We start from the raw sequence: 18,561 nt of genomic DNA on the forward strand, positions 1-18,561 counted from the left end.
ACTCACTCCCCCTTGGCGGCACGACGCCGCGCCTTGAGCCGGTGCATGACCTCGTTGACGCCGCGCCCGAAGTAGTCGTGCAGCTCCTGGTACTCGACGAACATCCGCTCGTAGGCCACGACGTTCGCCGGGATCGGCAGGTACACGCCCCGCTTGACCGAGCCCATCGCCTTGGCCGCGGCACGGATGTCCTCGAAGGCCTTCGCGGCCACCGCCGCGTGCATCGCCGAGCCCAGCGCGGGCCCCTGCTCCGAGCCGATCACCGACAGCGGCAGGTTGGTCACGTCGGCGTAGATCTGCATCAGCAGCGGGTTGCGCAGCAGGCCGCCCGCGATCACCAGCTCGTTCACCGGGATGCCCGCGTCGGTGTAGGAGTCCACGATCACCCGGGTGCCGTAGGCCGTGGCCTCCAGCAGCGCCCGGTAGGTGTCCTCGGCGCGCGTGGCCAGCGTCTGCCCGACCACCACGCCCGACAGCTCGTGGTCCACCAGCACCGAGCGGTTGCCGCTGTGCCAGTCCAGCGCGATCAGGCCGTGCTCGCCGATGCGCTGCTGGGCGGCCAGCTCGGTCAGCAGCTCGTGCACCGAGATGCCCCGCTCGCGGGCCGTCTCGTGGTACTCCGCCGGCACGTTGTGCTCGACGAACCAGGCGAAGATGTCGCCGACACCGCTCTGGCCCGACTCGTAGCCCCACAGGCCGGGCACGATGCCGCCCTCGACCACGCCGCACATGCCGGGCACGTCGCGCAGGATGTCGCCGTTCATCACGTGGCACGTGGAGGTGCCCATGATCGCGACCATCTGGCCCGGTTCCACGGCTTGGGCGGCGGGCGCGGTCACGTGCGCGTCGACGTTGCCGACGGCCACCGCGATGCCGGGCGTGAGGCCGGTCCACTCGGCGGCCTGCTCGGTGAGCCCGCCGGCGCGGTCGCCCAGCTGGCCGAGCGGGTGCTCCAGCTTGTCGGCGACGAAGCCCGCGAAGTCCGGGTTGAGCGCCGCCAGGAACTCGGTGGACGGGTAACCGTCCTGGTAGATGCCCTTGTAACCGGCCGTGCACGCGTTGCGCACGTAGACGCCGGCCAGCTGCCAGACGATCCAGTCCGCGGCCTCGACCCAGTGGTCCATCTCCGCGTAGACCTCGGGGGCCTCTTCGAGCAGCTGGAGCCCCTTGGCGAACTCCCACTCCGAGGAGATCAGGCCGCCGTAGCGGGGCAGCCAGCTCTCGCCGCGCTGGGCCGCGAGGTGGTTGATCCGGTCCGCCTGCGGCTGGGCCGCGTGGTGCTTCCACAGCTTCACGTACGCGTGCGGGTTGGTCTCGAACTCGGGCAACTCGTTGAGGGGCGTGCCGTCCGCCTTGACCGGGACCATCGTGCACGCGGTGAAGTCGGTGCCGATGCCGATCACGTCGGCCGGGTCCACCCCGGCGTCGGCGATGGCCGCGGGCACCGCGTGGCGCAGCACGTCCACGTAGTCCTGGGGCACCTGCAACGCCCAGTCCGGGGGCAAGGCGCGCCCACCGGGCAGCGCCCGGTCCAGCACGCCGTGCGTGTAGTCGTGCACCGCTGAGCCCAGTTCAAGGCCGTCGCGGACCCGCACGACCACCGCGCGGCCGGACAACGTGCCGAAGTCGACACCCACCACCAACGGATCGCTCGCCATGGGAAGGAGTGTTATCGCTAACATTCCCGGCGTCAAGACCTGCCCGCAACCTGGTCTTAACGACTTGGTGAGCGTGCACAAAACGTGATGCTTAGCGGGTTCGGGCGACTACCGCCCGCAGCTTCAGCGTAGGCGTGATCGCGCCCGACGCGGAGCCGCAGATGTGCGAAGAGAGTACGAAAGTGTTGCGCCGCCGTCCCCGGCGGCGCCCACTACGAGCCCGGACCCTAGCCGGACGACGTCACTCCGCGATCACTCCGCGGGCGGAGCGACGCTGTCCCGTTGCACCAACGACGGCGCGACGGTGCGCTGCGGCGCACCCACGTCGCCGTCGGAGACCTGGGCCAGCAGCAGCTCCAGGGTCTCCTTGGCGACGGCGTCGAAGTCCGGCCTGATGGTCGTCAGCGGCGGGATGAAGTACGCCGCCTCCGGCACGTCGTCGAAGCCCACGAGGCTCACGTCGTGCGGCACCCGGCGGCCCCGCTCGCTCATCGCCCGCAGGATGCCGAGCGCCAGGTGGTCGTTCGCCGCGAAGATCGCGCTGACCTCCGGCATCCGGGCCAGCATCTGGCCCGCCCGGTAGCCGGACGACGCGCTCCAGTCCGCCGGGACGACCGGCGGCACCTCCAGGCCCGCGGTCTCCAGTGCCGTCCGCCAACCCCGTATGCGACCGAGGCTGTCGAACCAGTCCGACGGGCCCGACACGTGCCACACCGTGCGGTGACCCGCGCTGAGCAGGTGCGTTGTCGCCGCGAACGCGCCCGCCGCCTGGTCGACCGTGACCAGCGGGGTGGAGCGCTCCGGGTCGCCGTCCACGGTGACCAGCGGGATGCCCGCGGACACCTCGCCGACGGCCTCGTTGGCCGACGCGGTCGGCGCGATAACCACTATTCCGGCGACACGCTGGTCGAGGTGCCGCTCGACGGCGTCCGAGATGGAGTTGCGGTCCAGCACGTTGACCCGGCCGACGCTCACCGCGAACCCGGCCTCGGCCGCCGCCGCCTCGAACGCGGCGAGCAGCGACGCGGGGCCGTAGAGCGTCGAGTTCTGCGCCACCACCCCGATCAGCTGGGACCGTCCGGTCACCAGCGCACGGGCGGCCTTGTTGGGCCGGTAGCCCAGCTCGGCGATGGCCGCGCGCACCCGCAGTCGGGTCTGCTCCCGGACGTTGGGGTGCCCGTTGAGCACCCGCGACACCGTCTGGTGCGAGACCCCGGCGAGCCGGGCGACATCCGTCATCGCGGGATCGCGCGAGGTCCTGTGGTCCACTACGTCCCCATCTCCACTGTCCGAACACTGCTTGCCTTGATGTTAGCGATAACAGGGCCTGTTAGCCCTGTTCACCGCGCAAGTGCGCCCGATCGATTGTCTCACCGGGGACCGGGCGCACCTGGCCGCAACACGTCATCCCAGGCGGAATGTCGCCCGTTCCCTGGCGCGCCGGTCGTCACCGGGCTTGGACACCACCAGCCGCCCGGTGTCGTGCGCGAGGTACGCCGCCGGGTCGGCGGCCAACCGCAACGACACCGCGCCGCGATCGGTCAGGCCCGGGACCCGGACGAACGACGCGGCCAGCCCGTAGGCGTCGGCGTCCTCGTACGGGTCGATCCGGATCGCGGTCCCGTCGACCCGCGCGTAGCGGTCCGGGAAGTTGACCGACTGCACCGCCACCGTGCCCGCGCCGAGGAAGCCGGGCACGAACCGGAACTGCGAGTCGGCCACCTCGCGGACGTTGCCGTCCACCCGGAGCCGGTACTCGTAGTGCCGCACGAACAGGTTCGGCGCGTCGAGCGGCGACAGCCGGACCACCGGTCCGCCCTTGCCCACCGGCACGCCGAAGCTGGGCGTGCCGTCGGCGTTCCAGTGCACCCGCTGCACGCGGGTGTGCCGGTTCGGGTCGAACAGCGGGTCGCCGGTGATGTCCCGGTAGTCGCGCGCGTGGTAGACCAGCACGTCCTGGTCGCCGACCGTGGTGAACGAGTTGTGACCGGGGCCGTACTGCCTGGTCGCGTCGTTCGTGGTGAAGATCGGCGTGGGCGTCTTGGTCCACGACCGCGCGTCGAGCAGGTTGGCGTTCTCGTCCGCGGTGAGCAGACCCATGCAGTAACGGGCGTCGGTGGCGCTGGCGGAGAAGGTCACGAAGACCCGGCCGTTGCGGATGAGCACCGCCGGCCCTTCGTTGACCTTGAAGCCCTGGGTCTCCCAGGACAGCGTCGGCGTCGCGATCCGCACCGGCGCCGACTTGAGCGCCAGCGGCGAAGCCATCTCGGCGATGTAGAGGTTGCTGTTGGTGGCAATGCCGGGTTCGCTCTGCGCCCACAGGAAGTACCGCTTGTCGCGGTGCACGAACGTGGTCGCGTCGAGGGTGAACGTGTCCCACGCGGTGACCATCTCGCCGCGCAGCTCCCAGCCGCCCTCGCGCGGGTCGGCCTTGGCCGATTCCAGCACGTAGGTGCGGATGCGGAACGGCTGGTCGGAGTCGCCGGCGGCGAAGTAGACGTACCACTTGCCGTCGATGCGGTGCAGCTCCGGCGCCCAGATGTAGCCGCCCATCTTCCCGGACGTCGGCCGCCGCCAGATGGTGCGCTCGCGGGCGTCGGCGAGACCGTCGAGGGTGGACGCGCCGCGGATCACCACCCGGTCGTACTCGGGCACCGAGCCGGTCAGGTAGTACATCCCGTCGACCGGGCGGGTGATGAACGGGTCGGCGCGCTGCTCGACCAGCGGGTTGCGGGTGGGCAGCCCACCCGGCGTCGCGGCCGCGGCCTCGGCCTCCGGTTGGGCCTCCGCCGCGATGGCCGCCGCCGAGGTGGACAGGCCACCCACCACGGCCAGCGCGCCGCCGGCGCGGAACAGGCTTCTGCGGTCGAGCGTCACGTCGGCTCCAGTCTCGGTCATCGGCGTTGGTCCTTGATCCGCAGGAACGTCACGGAGTTCGGCGGGAACGTGTGGGTGAAGGAGTTCGAGACCCGCACCTGCGTCTGCCTGGCCTTGATCGGCTGGGTGAACTCCGTGTTCACGTCGTCCGGCATGCCCTCCAGCACGGTGGCCTTCGCGGTGGGCACGACCCAGGTGTTCGGGCCCAGGTCGATCTTCGTGCGGGCCGCGTTGTCCTGGGCGTTGACGACCTTGACGATCAGCTCGCCGGTGGCCTGGTCGCGGGTGACGACCTGGCGGAACGGCTCGGCGACGCTGTCGTCGGTGAACTCGCCCCACTTCTGCCCGTCCAGGAACAGCTGCACCTTCCGGCCCCGGACCTCGATCCGCAAGTCGTAGGCGCGGCCGGCGTCGATCTTGGTGGTGTCGGTGAGCAGCGTGCTCTTGGCGCCGCCCTCGGCCTTCTCCACCGCCGACTGGGTGTTGTTCCAGCCGCCGAGGTTCCACCAGTAGTAGTTGCCGGTGTCCTTGACGCCGAAGGCGACCAGGAAGCCCTCGCGGCCGGACTGCTTGGTGGCCTTGACGTTGAGGGTGTAGTCGCGCCAGGTCGGATCGCCCGCCGTGACCAGGGTGTTCTCGGCGGCGGCGTCGGACTGCACGTAGGCGCCGTCCACCACGCTCCACGCGCCGCGACCGGTGCCGATCCACTTGTTCGCGCCGGCCGAGAAGTCGTCGGAGAACAGCTCCTGGCCTGCTGCCGAGGTGACCTTGACGTCGTCGTAGGAGGCGGCCGTGGCCCAGGTCGAGAGACCGATCGCGCCGGTGATCGGCTCACGGGTGGACGGCGTGCCCGAAGCGGTGCTGGACACCACGTGGTCGCCCACGTTGGTCATGAACAGCTTCTGCATCTCGTACGAGGCCGAGCCCCAGGAGGCGTGGTTGTTGAACCAGATCATGTCCGGCCGCCACTGCACGTAGTCCTCGTTGGCCAGCAGCGGCGCGTAGGAGGCGAGCTTCACCACGTCCGCGTTGCGCTCCAGGCCGGTCATGAACGCGGCCTCGGCGAGGGCGTTGGAGAACAGGTTGCCCTGGGAGGCGTACTCGCCGAGGAACACCTTGGGTCCGTTGCGGTCGTAGCTGTCGTACCGCTCGTTGTTCTCCAGGAACCAGCTCGGGCTGTTGTAGTAGTGCTCGTCCACCATCTTCACGCCGGCGTCGCGGTTGAGCTGCCAGAGCTTGTCGAAGTTGGCGCCGGTGTCGTCGGGCCCGGAGTTGCTCACGACCGTGATGTCGGGGTACTTCGCTTCGATCGCGGCCCGGAACTGGGTGAACCGGGTGAAGAACGCGTCGGCCAGGTTCTCCTCGTTGCCCACCCCGATGTGGGTGAGCTTGAACGGCTCCGGGTGCCCCATCTCGGCCCGCTTGCGGCCCCAGGTGGAGTCGGCCGGGCCGTTGGCGAACTCGATCAGGTCCAGCGTGTCCTGGATGTGCCGTTGCAGCAGCGCCGGGTCGTCGGTGGCGCGGTTCTGACCGCACCCGGTGACCAGCGCGGGCACCACCGGCAGCGGCATCGCGCCGACGTCCTCGGAGAACTGGAAGTACTCGTAGTAACCGAGCCCGTACGATTGGTTGTAGCCCCAGAAGTTCCAGTTGGTGGCGCGTTGTTCGACCGGGCCGATGGTGTCCTTCCACTGGTACGAACGGCGGCGCTCGAAGTTCGGGGCCTCGTAGCCGTAGTGGCTGCCGGTGTTCACCAGGCACCCGCCGGGGAAGCGCACGAAGCCGGGGTCGAGGGCGGCGATCTTCTCCGCCAGGTCCTTGCGCAGGCCGTGGCCCTTGAAGGTGTCCTGCGGGAACAGCGACACCATGTCCAGGCGCAGCGTGCCCGTGCCGCCGGCGTTGAGCAGCAGGCGGCCGGTGGTGGAGGACTTGCGCGCCTCGAACGTGCCGGTGTACTTCGCCCAGCCGTCACCGCGCACCTGGATGTTCAACGGCGGCGCGAAGTAGTTGCCCGCCGGGTCGGTCAGGCCGATGCTCATCGGCGTGCCGGCCGGCTGGTCCGTGCGGGCCCAGACGGAGAAGTCGTACCGCTTGCCGCTCTCCACCGCGATCCCCGAGTTGTACCCGGAGTTGATCACCCCGGCGGGCAGGCCGAGGCGCAGGTAGCGGCGGTTGCGCTCGTTGAGGCGGGCGTCGTCGTCCACCACGTCGAGCGTGCCGCCGGTCGGCGCCCACGCGGTCAGCGGCGTGTAGGTGGCGTTGTCCGCACGGTCGTACTCGAACGATCTGTTCTGCACCAGCTCCGCGTAGAGGCCGCCGTCGGCCGCGCGGTTGATGTCCTCGAAGAAGACGCCGTACATGCTGTCGTCGATCGACGCGCCCTTGGCCGCCGGGTCGATGGTGAGGGTGTAGTCGGTGTCGGCCGCCGTGCCCGAAGCGGGCACGGCGACCAGCAGGGTCGCGGCGAGTGCCGCGGCCATCACAACGCGGGACATGCGTGCTCCAGATCAGGGGAAGGCAGCGCGGAGACGGTCGAGTTCGGCCTTGGTGACCGGCACCACGGTGCCGTGCCGGGGCCGGCTGGGCAGCTCGTAGCCGGTCGAGAGCTGCCACTGCCCGGAGGCGAGGTCGGTGGTCTCGAACGGGACGTAGCCGCGTCCGCCGAACTCGTCGATGAGCAGGTACCACTTCTCCTCGGTGTTCGACTTGAACACCGTCGGCCCTTCGCCCTGGTTGATCGAGCCCTTGCCGATGCAGTCGGCGACGAAGTCGTACGAGGTGTCACGCAGCTCGGTGGACTTCTCGGCGAGGATGAACTTGCTGCACGGCGTGGTCGAGGTGTTGTTCCGCTCGTCCTTGGTGAACCGGTAGTACTCGCCGTCGTGCTTGATCACCGTGGAGTCGATGACCGAGTAGCCCGGGTCCACCCACACCTGCGGCTCGCTGAAGGTGCGGAAGTCGCGCGTGGTCGCGTAGAGCATCTTGTTGTAGGTGTTGCCCGTGTGCTCCGGGTCGTTCTCGGCGTAGATCTTGGAGGCCCAGAACACCACGTACGCGCCGATCGACTCGTCGTAGTACGCCTCGGGCGCCCACGTGTTGCCGGCCGTCTCGGGCGACACCTGCACGTGGCGCTGCTGCGACCAGTTGACCAGGTCGGTGGACTCCCAGACCTCGATGTAGCGGCTGCCCTTGCGCTGCACCAGGTCCCAGTTGCCGTTGCCGTGGATCTTCAGGTCGGTGGCGATCATGTAGAACTTGTCGCCCTCGGGCGAGCGGATGATGAACGGGTCGCGCACACCCTTGTCCCCGAGCGAGGACGTGAGCACGGGGTTGCCCTGGTTGAGCTCGTCCCACTTGAGGGCGTCGTTGCCGCGGCTGGCGGCGAAGTAGATCTGCTCGCCGTTGGCCGAGCCCTCACCGGTGAAGTAGCCGAACATGTAGCCCTCGTAGGCCTGCTGCTCGGGCTTCGGGGTCACGGTGACCTTGAACTTCTTGCGGGTGGTCTCGCGGCCCGCGCTGATCTCCGCGGTGAGCTGCACCTTCACCGGCTTCGCGCCGAACGCGGGCCGGGTGACCTCGCCGGTGGGCGTGATGACCTCGGGCTTGGCGCTCTTCCACGTGATCGTGGTGCCGTGCAGGCCGGTGGTGGGCAGGGTGATGTTGCCACGGATGTCGTTCTCGTCCCACACGACCAGCGCGGCGTCGGCCTCGGCGACCTTCTCGTCGTCGGTCAGCTCCGGGCGCACGGTGACCTGGAACTCGCGAGTCTGGCCGAACGCGGTCGCGGTGAGCGTCACCGTCGCGGGCGCGCTGCCGGGCGCGGGACGGGTGACGACACCGTCGGTGCCGACGTGCGCGGGGTCGCTGGACTGCCAGGTGATCGTGGAGCCGTACGGCCCGGTGACGGGCAGGGTGAGGTTCGCCGTGACGGCCGAGGTGTCGCCGAGGTCGATCGCCGCGAGGTCGCGCCGACCCTTCTCGTCGTCCGCCACGAAGCCGAGGTCGTGCGCTTCGGCGGCGGTGAGGGCCCGGTTGTAGAGGCGGAAGTCGCGGACCGCGCCCTTCAGGTAGCGGTCACCGCTGTAGTTCGAGCGGCCGATGTAGTTGGCGGTCGTGGTGCCGCCGCCGATCATGGCCGGGGTGATCGTGACGTCGGTCTTGCGGGCGATCTCGACGCCGTCCTCGTACAGCACCGCAGTGCCGCCGGAGAGGGTGTAGGTAAGCGTTTTCCAAACGCCCCTGGCCAGATTCCGGCCGGCCGTCACGGTCTGCTCCGTGGACCAGTTGCCGGTGGCGATCGAGGTGCGGTAGCCGTTGCCCGTGGTGAACAGGTAGCCGTCACCGAACGTGCCCGAGGAATTACCGAGGCCGTAGATGAAGTAAGGCGTCGCCTGGTCTGGCGCGATGCGCACCTGGAGCGAGACGCTGACGTCGGTCAGACCGCGCAGGACGTTGTCCGGCAGCTTGACGTGGCCGTTGACGCCTCCCAACTGGAGGCCGTCGGCACCGGCAGGGGTGGCGTCACCGATGATGGCGGCGTCACGACCGCTGCCGGAGGCGTCCGTCGCGACGGCGCCCGCCGTCTCGGTGAGGGGGTAGTGCACTACGAGTCCGTCGGCGGCCGACGCGGGCGGTGCGCTCAGGGCCGCGACCGCGAGCACCACGACGAGTATCGCGGCGAACGGGCGTGCTGGGCGATGACGAAGGGAGACCATGGGGACGTCGCTCTCTCGTCTTGCGTGCGGCACGTGGGCCGCGGATGAACAGGGCATCCGTACTGTCCAGGTGTGCTGTGTCACAAAAAGTGAGCGCTAACATACGACTGGCTAACAAATGTGTCAAGGATGCAAAATCGTCATTTCCGAGGGGTTGACGAGCGGATTGTGAACGCTCACTCTTGTCCACCAGGTGACCACCGTCACGCGGTTCGCCGCGACGTCAAGTGTCTCGGGTTCACACGGAGGAAGACCAGTGTTGAAGAAGATCACGACCGCCGCAGCTGCGGTCATGTTGGCCGCGTTGACCGCGTGCGGTTCCGGGGACACCGCGTCGTCCGGTACCACCGCGGACGACGGCAAGATCACCATGGGCTTCGCCCAGGTCGGTGCCGAGAGCGGCTGGCGCACCGCGAACACCAAGTCGATCCAGGAGTCCGCCGAGGCTGCCGGTATCGAGCTGAAGTTCTCCGACGCGCAGCAGAAGCAGGAGAACCAGATCAAGGCGATCCGGTCCTACATCCAGCAGAAGGTGGACGTCATCGCCTTCAGCCCGGTCGTGGAGACCGGCTGGGACACGGTGCTGCTGGAGGCCAAGCGCGCGAACATCCCGGTCATCCTGACCGACCGCGCGGTCGACTCCGAGGACACCTCCCTGTACAAGACGTTCCTCGGCTCGGACTTCGTCGAGGAGGGCAAGAAGGCCGGCGAGTGGCTGAAGGCCAACGCGGGCAGCGCGGTCAACGTCGTCGAGCTGCAGGGCACCACGGGCGCGGCGCCGGCGATCGACCGCAAGGAGGGCTTCGAGAAGGCCATCGCGGGCACGCCCCTGAAGATCGTGGCCAGCCAGACCGGTGACTTCACGCGGTCCGGCGGCAAGCAGGTCATGGAGGCCTTCCTGAAGTCGGTCCCGCAGATCGACGTCGTCTACGCGCACAACGACGACATGGGCCTGGGCGCCATCGAGGCGATCAAGGCCGCGGGCAAGGTGCCGGGCAAGGACATCAAGATCATCACCGTGGACGCGGTGAAGGACGGCATGACCGCGCTGGCCGCCGGTGAGATCAACTTCATCGTCGAGTGCAGCCCGCTGCTGGGCGACCAGCTGATGGACCTGGCGAAGAAGGTCCTCAAGGGCGAGGAAGTGCCGGCCCGCGTGGTGACCGAGGAGACGACGTTCACCCCCGAGCAGGCCAAGGCCGCGCTCCCCACCCGCAAGTACTAGTCACCACAAGCAGCGGTCCCCGCCACCCTCCGGGTGTGGTGGCGGGGACCGCACCCACTCATGTGAGGGAGTTGTCCGGTGACCGAGCCGGTCGTCGACATGCGGGGCATCTCGGTGGAGTTCCCCGGAGTGAAAGCCCTGCAAGAGGTGGATTTCCGGCTTTTCCCCGGCGAGGTCCACGCGTTGATGGGAGAGAACGGAGCGGGTAAGTCCACCCTCATCAAAGCGCTGACCGGGGTGCACCCGCTGGCCGCGGGCGAGGTCCGCTACGCGGGCGGCTCCGTGTCGTTCGGCGGGCCTGCCGAGGCGCAGGCCGCCGGGATCAGCACGGTGTACCAAGAGGTCAACCTGTGCTCGAACCTGACCGTGGCGGAGAACATCCTCCTCGGGCGTGAGCCGCGGAAGTTCGGGCGCATCGACGGTAAGACGATGCGCGCCCGTGCCGCCGAGATGTTGGCGCGCATCGGGTTGCACATCGATCCGGGTTCGGTGTTGGAGAGCCACCCGATCGCCGTGCAGCAGCTCGTCGCGATCGCACGTGCGGTCGCGGTGGACGCGCGGGTGCTCGTGCTGGACGAGCCGACGTCGAGCCTGGACGTGGACGAGGTCGCGGAGCTGTTCCGGATCATCCGGGTGCTGCGCGACGAGGGTGTCGCGGTGCTGTTCGTGACGCACTTCCTGGAGCAGGTGTACGAGATCTCCGACCGGATCACGGTGCTGCGCAACGGCCGTCTGGTCGGCGAGCACGCCACCGCCACGTTCAGCCGGATCGACCTGGTGTCGGCGATGCTGGGTCGTGAGATGGGCGTGCTGGAGGAGATCGAGCGCCGCACCGGCACGCCGGGTGATCCGCTGCTGGTGGCGGAGGGTCTGGGCCGCAAGGGTTCGGTCGCGCCGTTCGACCTGGAGATCAGGTCGGGCGAGGTGGTGGGCCTGGCCGGGTTGCTGGGTTCGGGCCGCACCGAGGTGGCGCGGCTGCTGTTCGGCGCGGACAAGGCCGATTCCGGCCGGGTCCTGGTCGACGGCAAGCCGGTGCACCTGCGCGGGCCGCGGTCGGCGATCGAGGTCGGCATCGCGTTCTCCTCGGAGGACCGCAAGGCCGAGGGCGTGGTGGCGGACCTGAGCGTGCGGGACAACCTGATCCTGGCGATGCAGGCCGCGCGCGGTTGGCTGCGGCCGGTGCCGCGCAAGCTGGCCGACGAGCTGGTGGCCAAGTACATGGAGATGCTGGACATCCGGCCCGCGAACCCCGACGCGGTGGTGGGCACGCTGTCCGGCGGCAACCAGCAGAAGGTGCTGTTGGCGCGGTGGTTGGTGACCGAGCCGCGGCTGTTGATCTTGGACGAGCCGACGCGCGGTATCGACGTCGGCGCGAAGGCACAGATCCAGAAATTGGTGGCGGACTTGGCCGCGGAGGGCATGGCGGTGGTGTTCATCTCCGCCGAACTGGAAGAGGTCGTGCGGATCGCCGACCGGGTCGTGGTGATGCGCGACCGGCAGAAGGTCGCCGAACTCGACGGCGGCGCGGTGGGCGTGGACGACGTGATGGCGCTCATCGCGGGCGGCGGCGGCGTGGAGAAGGCGGTGGCGTCGTGAAGAACCGATTGCTCTGGCCGGTGTTGGCGCTGGTCGCGCTGCTCGTGCTGAACGTGGTGGTCACGCCGTCGTTCTTCTCGCTGCGGCTGCAGGACGGGCACCTCTACGGCAGCCTGATCGACATCCTGCGCAACGGCGCGCCGACGCTGCTGATCGCGTTGGGCATGACGCTGGTGATCGCCACCCGCGGCATCGACCTGTCGGTCGGTGCGGTGGCGGCCATCGCGGGCGCGGTGACGTGCACGTACATCGCCTCCGGCGGTGACCCGTGGATCGGCATGGGCCTGGCCCTGCTGCTGTGCGCGGCGCTGGGGTTGTGGAACGGGTTCCTGGTGTCGGTGCTGGGCATCCAGCCGATCATCGCCACGCTGGTGCTGATGACGGCCGGTCGCGGTATCGCGATGCTGATCACCGAGGGGCAGATCGTCACGGTCGACTCGCCGACCTACCGCGAGGTGGGCGCGGGGTTCCTGGTGCTGCCGATCGCGATCCTGATCAGCCTGGCGGTGCTCGGCCTGGTCGCGTTGGTGACCAGGAAGACCGCGCTGGGCCTGCTGATCGAGTCGGTCGGGGTGAACCCGGCGGCGTCGCGGCTGGCGGGCGTGAAGGCGCGCACGATCATCTGGACGGTGTACGTGTTCGCGGCGCTGTGCGCGGCCGTGGCCGGGTTGATGATCAGCTCGAACGTGAGTGCGGCGGACGCCAACAACGCCGGTCTGTGGATCGAGATGGACGCGATCCTGGCCGTCGTCATCGGCGGCACGTCGTTGGCGGGCGGCAAGTACTCGCTGACCGGCACGCTGCTCGGCGCGTTGATCATCCAGACGTTGACCACGACGGTCTACACGATCGGCATCGCGCCGGAGATCACGCTGGTGTTCAAGGCGGTCGTGGTGATCGCGGTGTGCCTGATGCAGGCGCCGATTCGGATTCGGGTGAGGCAAGGGGTGCCCGCATGAGCAATTCAGTGATGAGCCCTCCCGCCAAGCCCTCCGGGTCGTCGCGCGGGTTGGGGCAGGTGGTCTCCAAGGTGCCGTCGCGGTTCCTGCCGGTGATCGCGACCTTCGTGGTGTTCGTGGCGACGTTCGGCGTCGGCTCGGCGCGCTACGAGGGGTTCGCGTCCGGTCAGGTGATGGCGAACCTGTTCATCGACAACGCGTTCCTGATCGTGCTCGCGGTCGGGATGACGTTCGTGATCCTGACCGGCGGCATCGACCTGTCGGTGGGGTCGGTGGTGGCGCTGTCCACCATGATCGCGGCGTCGGCGCTGCAGGCCGGGTGGCCGGCGTGGCTGGTGGTGATCACGGTGCTCGCGGCCGGTTCCGGTCTCGGCCTGGCCATGGGCTGGGTGATCCACCGGTTCGGCGTGCAGCCGTTCATCGTGACGTTGGCGGGCATGTTCCTGGCCCGCGGCCTGTGCTTCGTGATCAGCGTGGAGTCGGTGTCGATCAAGAACCCGACGTTCCGCGACGTGGCCACCGGGACGATCGAACTGCCGGGCGGCGTGACCATCACCTACCCCGTGGTGATCGCGCTGGTGGCGGTGATCGCGGCGGTGTACGTGCTGCACCTGACCCGGTTCGGCCGCACCGTGTACGCGGTGGGCGGCAGCGAGTCGTCCGCCCGGCTGATGGGCCTGGCGACGACGCGGGTGAAGATCGGCGTGTACGTGATCAGCGGGTTCTGCTCGTCGTTGGGCGGACTGCTGTTCAGCCTCTACATGCTGTCCGGCTACAGCCTGCACGCGGTGGGCATGGAACTGGACGCGATCGCCGCGGTCGTCGTCGGCGGCAGCCTGCTGTCCGGCGGTGTCGGCTTCGTGATCGGCTCGGTGGTGGGCGTGCTGGTGTTGGGCACGATCCAGACCCTGATCTCGTTCGAGGGCACGCTGTCGTCGTGGTGGACGAAGATCGTGATCGGCGCCCTGCTGCTGGCGTTCATCGCGTTGCAGCGGATCATCGTCCGGCGGACGTAGCCGTCCTGGTTCGTGACATTCGGTCAGGCGGCCGGCCCGGTAACAGGGGGCCGGCCGCCTGACTGCGTCAGTGCCGCCCGCCGCCCAGCCGGCAAACGCCGCGACGCCGTTGCCGGTTCGTTCACGCTGGCGGAGACGACTCCCAGCCGGCCAGCAACACAGCGGCTTCACGGGTGCGCGGGTGGTTGGCGCCCTGCACGCGGGCCATTTCGGACAGCACCTCGCGCAGTTCGTCGACCGCTTCGGCGCGCCGGCCGGCCCGGTGCAGGAGTTCGGCGCGTTGTTGCCTGATCCGCAGCACGCGGGGGTGGTCGGGGCCGAATACGGCTTCGACCGACCGCCGCAGGGTGGCCAGGTGGCCCGCCGCCTCCGGGTCGCCCGCCACCCCGCGCCAGAAGGCCAGGTTCGACCGGTAGGTCAGGGTCGTCGGGTGGCTGGCGCCGAGGCCGAGTTCGGCGTCGGCCGCGGCGGTCTCGAATTCGGTGATCGCCTGCTGCAAGTCTCCCGCGACGGCACGCCAGTAGGCCAGGTTGTGCCGGGCGATGAACGTGTCGTGGTACACGCGTCCGGCCACGGCCTCCAGCCCGTCGACGGCCTCCTGGTAAGTCGCCACGGCGGCCCGCGCGTCGCCGGTCTCGCCGATCCACCGGCCCAGGCCGACCAGCACCCGCAACGTCTGCTTGTGCCGCGGCCCCAGTTCCTCGCGCAGCACGGTCACCAGCGCGGTCGCCGCGTCACGCGCGCCGGTGATGTCGCCGGACAGGCCCATGCACAGCACGCGGTCGTCCTCGGCCGCCACCAGCAGCGGGTGTGCGGCGGGCAGGTCGCAGGCGGCGACGAGGGACGTCAGTTCGGCGAGCGCGGTCTCGATCTGGCCGGATTCCATCCGGTAACTGGACTGGTAGAGGCGGGCCCACAAGGTGTCGAGGTCGGTCGGGCCGAGGTCGCGTTCGGCGGCGGTCCGGATCTCGTTGAAGTGCACCAGCGCGGTAGTCGTGTCGCCTAGGTCGCCGATGGCCTTGGCCACTTGGGTGCGCAGCACGACCACATCGCGGGGTTCGACCGCACGGGCCAGCAGCTCGGACGCCACGTCACGGGACGCGGCGGTGCGGCCGATGCCGGACAGGTACTGCCCGAGCCGGCGCAGCACGGGGTGCATGGCGCCGGCCCACAGGTGCTCCCCCGCGACCGACCGCAGCACCTCGACGTTGCGGTACAACGCCGCCGCGGTGTCCGGGTCGGCCATCGCCCACTCGCGTTCGATCGCGTCGGCCGCCGCCACCGCGACCGCGGAAAGGTCCGGCACCAGGTCACGCGCGGCACGCTGGACCAGCGCGTGCGCCTCGACCCTGCCGTGGTGGGTGACGAGGTTGAGCCGGTGCAACGCCCGCAGCGCCAGCAGGTTGCGGCCGCCGTCGAGCAGCACGGCTTCCGGGATGCCGTCCGGTGCGAGCACCGAGACCAGGCCGAGAACCTCGACCGCGTTGGCGGCCAGCGACTCGGCCCGTTCCGCGGCCAGCCGCACCGAACCCGCGACCGTGTCGACGTGCTCGTCACCGGGTGACGACGGCGGGAACAGGTCGGCCACCCGTTGCCGTCGGTCGGCCAGCAGATCGAGGTAGGCGGGCACGTCCGTGCCGGTGTCGATGAGGAACGCGGCGGCTTGGGACAGCGCCAGCGGGAAGCACCCGAGCGCGTCGGCGAGCGCGGCCAGTTCGTCCGGGTCGTGCCGGGGATCGACCGACAACCGGGCAGACAGGTAGGAGGTCGCCTCGTCCGGGGCGAACGTGCCCACCGGGATCATCCGCACGTCCGGCCGCAGCAGCGACGCGTCCCGTCGTTGCGTGGTGACCAGCGTGCGCCCCGCGTCGCCGACGGGCCACAGCCCGGCCAACTCCGCGGGGTCGTCCACGTCGTCCAGCACGATCAGCCACGACGTGCCGGTGGACCGCAGCCAGGCCAGGAACAGGTCGGCCTGGGCCTCGTCGTCGGCGCCCGCCTCGGCCTTGACCAGCGCGCGCCACGCGCGGGCGTACCCGGTGAGCACGGATTGCCTGGTCCGCGCGCCCACCCAGACCAGCACGTCGGCCCGCGCCCGGTGGAACGCGGCGGTCGCCAACTGCGACTTGCCCACGCCACCGGGCCCGGTGAGCAGCACTTGCCGGACGTCGTCGGCCCGCAACGCGGCGTCGACCGCGTCAGCCAGCTCGGTCCGGTCGCATAACGCGGCCGCGTCGGTGGGCGGTCGTCCGACGACCACGCGTCCGGACTTCGGGGTGGCCCGGCGGTCCTGGCGCGCGGCCCGCCACAGGTCGCGCAGCGTGTTCAGCCCCGGCACGCCGCCGGTGGCGAGCGCCACGGCCAGCACGGCGTCGAAATCGCGCGGCACGGACTGGCCGCCGACCCACTCCCCCAGTCGCCGCGCGTTCACCGCGACCCGCCGCCCGGACGGCAGGACCACCGCGCTCGCACGCCGCGCCACCGCCTCGTCCGACACGTCGGGCAACCGCCCCCGCAAGCTCGCCAACGCCTGCGCGAACGCCGTTTTCGGGTCGCTCAACCCGTCACCTCCCCAAGGTGATCGAGTCTAGATCTCCGCAGCGGCCCGGAGCGGGGGCGCGACACGTGCCCGTTCACGCATAGCCACGTCCTGCTCGCACTGTCACTCAGCGCGTTCGCCCCGGTCTCCTCCGTCACCGCCCCGGGGAGCACCTGCGTGGGTGGCGGCACACAATGGTGTGCGGCGACTGGTACGCGGTGGCTGGCGAGTCCGAGGCTGCCGGACGCCATCGTTGACCTGAATGTCCGCACATTGGCTGCGTCGCTCAATGACGGAGGCGTGCATGAACGTCGAGACGATCAGCACCGAGGCACTGGGCGACCGCGGCTACCTCGTGCACGACGGCGGGTCGGCGCTGGTGGTCGATCCTCAGCGGGACTTCGACCGGGTCGAGGACCTGGCCGCACGGTTGGGCGTCCGGATCACGCACGTCGCCGAGACGCACGTGCACAACGACTACGTCACCGGCGGTCTGGCGCTGGCCCGCCACCACCACGCCACCTACCTGGTGGCCGCGGCCGAGGACGTGTCCTTCGAGCGCCACCCGGTCCACCCCGGTGACCAGTTCGCGGTCGGCACGATGACCGTCACCGCCGTCGCCACCCCCGGCCACACCGAGCACCACCTCGCCTACGTGGTCGAGCACGAAGGGCAGCGGGCCGTGTTCTCCGGCGGCAACCTGCTGTTCGGCTCGGTCGGCCGCACCGACCTCGTCGCACCGGACAAGACCGCCGACCTGACCCGCGCCCAGTACCGCTCGGCCCGCGCCCTGGCCGACCACGCCGGTGACGACGCCACCCTGCACCCGACGCACGGGTTCGGCAGCTTCTGCTCGTCCGGACCGGCGGTCGTAGCCGACTCGTCCACCATCGCCGAGCAGCGCCGGTCCAACCACGCGCTCACCGACCCCGACGAGCACCACTTCGTGCGCACCCTGATCGACAACCTCAGCGCGTACCCGTCGTACTACTCGCACATGGCCCCGCTGAACCTCCGCGGACCGGCCGCACCCGACCTGTCGGTCCCGCAACCGCTCCGCGCCGACGAGCTCAAAGCGCGGATCGCGAACGGCCAGTGGGTGGTCGACCTGCGCGACCGGGTCGCGTTCGCCGCCCGCCACCTGTCCGGCACGGTCGGCATCGAGTACGGCAACAGCTTCACCACCTACCTCGGCTGGACGCTCCCCTGGGGCGAACCGATCACCCTGGTCGGCTCCGAGGCCGACGTCCGCGCGGCGATCCGCGACCTGTCCCGCATCGGCATCGACCGCCCCGACGCGGCGATCGGCGACCCGGCCCACGGCATCGCACCCGGCCACCCGCTGGTCGGCTACCGACGCGCGACCTGGCCCGAACTGACCCGCCAGAAGCAACCACCGATCGTGCTGGACGTGCGCCGCGCGGACGAACACCGAGCCGGTCACGTCGCCGGCTGCGTCCACATCCCGCTGCACGACCTGGTCCGCCGGCTGGACGAGGTGCCGGCCGGCGAGGTCTGGGTGCACTGCGCCTCCGGCTACCGAGCCGGGATCGCGGCAAGCCTGCTGCACCGGGCCAGGCACGATGTGGTGCACGTGGACGGCGACTGGGCCCAAGCCGCGGACGCCGGCGTGCCGATCACGACACCGTGACAGCGCTGGTCCTCGCGGGCGCCGGCCCTCGCGTTGGTGGTCGGAGCCGTCGTCAGGCTGTTGCTGGGCGCGCTCGGCGGCGGTGGAGTCGTGTGGGTGGTTTCGGTGTGTTGGTTCGGTGGGTGGAGTTGTGTGGGTGGGTTCGAGTGCTGCCTGGGGGTGCCGCCTCCTTCTAACCCGGCAACGTCAATGGTGCGCTGAAAGTTTCCCGTTGGCGATTTGTTCGCTCGTCTGGGTGATCTTGGCGGTCAGCGGAGACGGCTCGTTCGTCCAGGCCAGGCCAGGCCAGGCCAGGCCAGGCCAGGCCAGTCTACCGGGTCGATCT

The 18,561-nt window shown here is 69.9% G+C and carries 11 protein-coding genes; 5 read left to right on the forward strand and 6 right to left on the reverse strand.

Features of this window, described 5'->3' with window-relative positions:
- Positions 1 to 2 precede the first annotated feature (2 nt).
- The 5 genes from araB to ALI22I_RS45050 all read right to left on the reverse strand — a co-directional run bounded on the left by araB (position 3) and on the right by ALI22I_RS45050 (position 9,196).
- On the reverse strand, positions 3 to 1,658 hold the full coding sequence (gene araB, locus ALI22I_RS45030; protein WP_143532778.1) for a ribulokinase: 1,656 nt from the start codon (positions 1,656 to 1,658) through the stop codon (positions 3 to 5).
- A gap of 252 nt (positions 1,659 to 1,910) precedes the next feature.
- A complete protein-coding gene (locus tag ALI22I_RS45035; protein WP_077012087.1) occupies positions 1,911 to 2,897 on the reverse strand; it encodes a LacI family DNA-binding transcriptional regulator in 987 nt (328 codons plus the stop codon).
- A gap of 165 nt (positions 2,898 to 3,062) precedes the next feature.
- Complete coding sequence (locus ALI22I_RS45040) at positions 3,063 to 4,556, reverse strand: family 43 glycosylhydrolase (protein ID WP_077011664.1); 1,494 nt, start codon at positions 4,554 to 4,556, stop codon at positions 3,063 to 3,065.
- Positions 4,553 to 7,030 carry an alpha-L-arabinofuranosidase C-terminal domain-containing protein gene (locus ALI22I_RS45045; protein WP_077011665.1) on the reverse strand — a complete coding sequence of 826 codons (2,478 nt, stop codon included), beginning with the start codon at positions 7,028 to 7,030 and terminating at the stop codon, positions 4,553 to 4,555. Before ALI22I_RS45045 ends, ALI22I_RS45040 begins: the two co-directional genes overlap by 4 nt.
- A 12-nt stretch (positions 7,031 to 7,042) precedes the next feature.
- Positions 7,043 to 9,196, reverse strand: a complete 2,154-nt coding sequence (locus ALI22I_RS45050; RefSeq protein WP_443217023.1) for an immunoglobulin-like domain-containing protein — start codon at positions 9,194 to 9,196, stop codon at positions 7,043 to 7,045.
- A gap of 346 nt (positions 9,197 to 9,542) precedes the next feature.
- Here ALI22I_RS45050 and ALI22I_RS45055 point away from each other — a divergent pair, with 346 nt between their 5' ends.
- From ALI22I_RS45055 to yjfF, 4 genes are all read left to right on the forward strand, one after another.
- Entirely contained in the window at positions 9,543 to 10,475 is a 933-nt protein-coding gene (locus tag ALI22I_RS45055) for an ABC transporter substrate-binding protein (protein WP_179118585.1), read from the forward strand.
- 99 nt (positions 10,476 to 10,574) lie between these two features.
- A complete protein-coding gene (locus tag ALI22I_RS45060; protein WP_077012088.1) occupies positions 10,575 to 12,071 on the forward strand; it encodes a sugar ABC transporter ATP-binding protein in 1,497 nt (498 codons plus the stop codon).
- A complete protein-coding gene (locus tag ALI22I_RS45065) occupies positions 12,068 to 13,030 on the forward strand; it encodes an ABC transporter permease (protein WP_077011668.1) in 963 nt (320 codons plus the stop codon). Before ALI22I_RS45060 ends, ALI22I_RS45065 begins: the two co-directional genes overlap by 4 nt.
- Positions 13,027 to 14,046, forward strand: coding sequence for a galactofuranose ABC transporter, permease protein YjfF (yjfF, locus tag ALI22I_RS45070; RefSeq protein WP_443217024.1), 1,020 nt, complete (start codon positions 13,027 to 13,029; stop codon positions 14,044 to 14,046). Before ALI22I_RS45065 ends, yjfF begins: the two co-directional genes overlap by 4 nt.
- A gap of 121 nt (positions 14,047 to 14,167) precedes the next feature.
- On the opposite strand, the gene ALI22I_RS45075 is transcribed toward yjfF, so the two are convergent.
- A complete protein-coding gene (locus tag ALI22I_RS45075; protein ID WP_077011670.1) occupies positions 14,168 to 16,606 on the reverse strand; it encodes a tetratricopeptide repeat protein in 2,439 nt (812 codons plus the stop codon).
- 283 nt (positions 16,607 to 16,889) lie between these two features.
- On the opposite strand from ALI22I_RS45075, the gene ALI22I_RS45080 reads away from it, so the two are divergent.
- Positions 16,890 to 18,236, forward strand: a complete 1,347-nt coding sequence (locus tag ALI22I_RS45080; RefSeq protein ID WP_077012089.1) for an MBL fold metallo-hydrolase — start codon at positions 16,890 to 16,892, stop codon at positions 18,234 to 18,236.
- Positions 18,237 to 18,561 lie beyond the last annotated feature (325 nt).

It is taken from the genome of Saccharothrix sp. ALI-22-I (assembly GCF_001984175.1).
Taxonomy (GTDB): Bacteria; Actinomycetota; Actinomycetes; order Mycobacteriales; family Pseudonocardiaceae; genus Actinosynnema.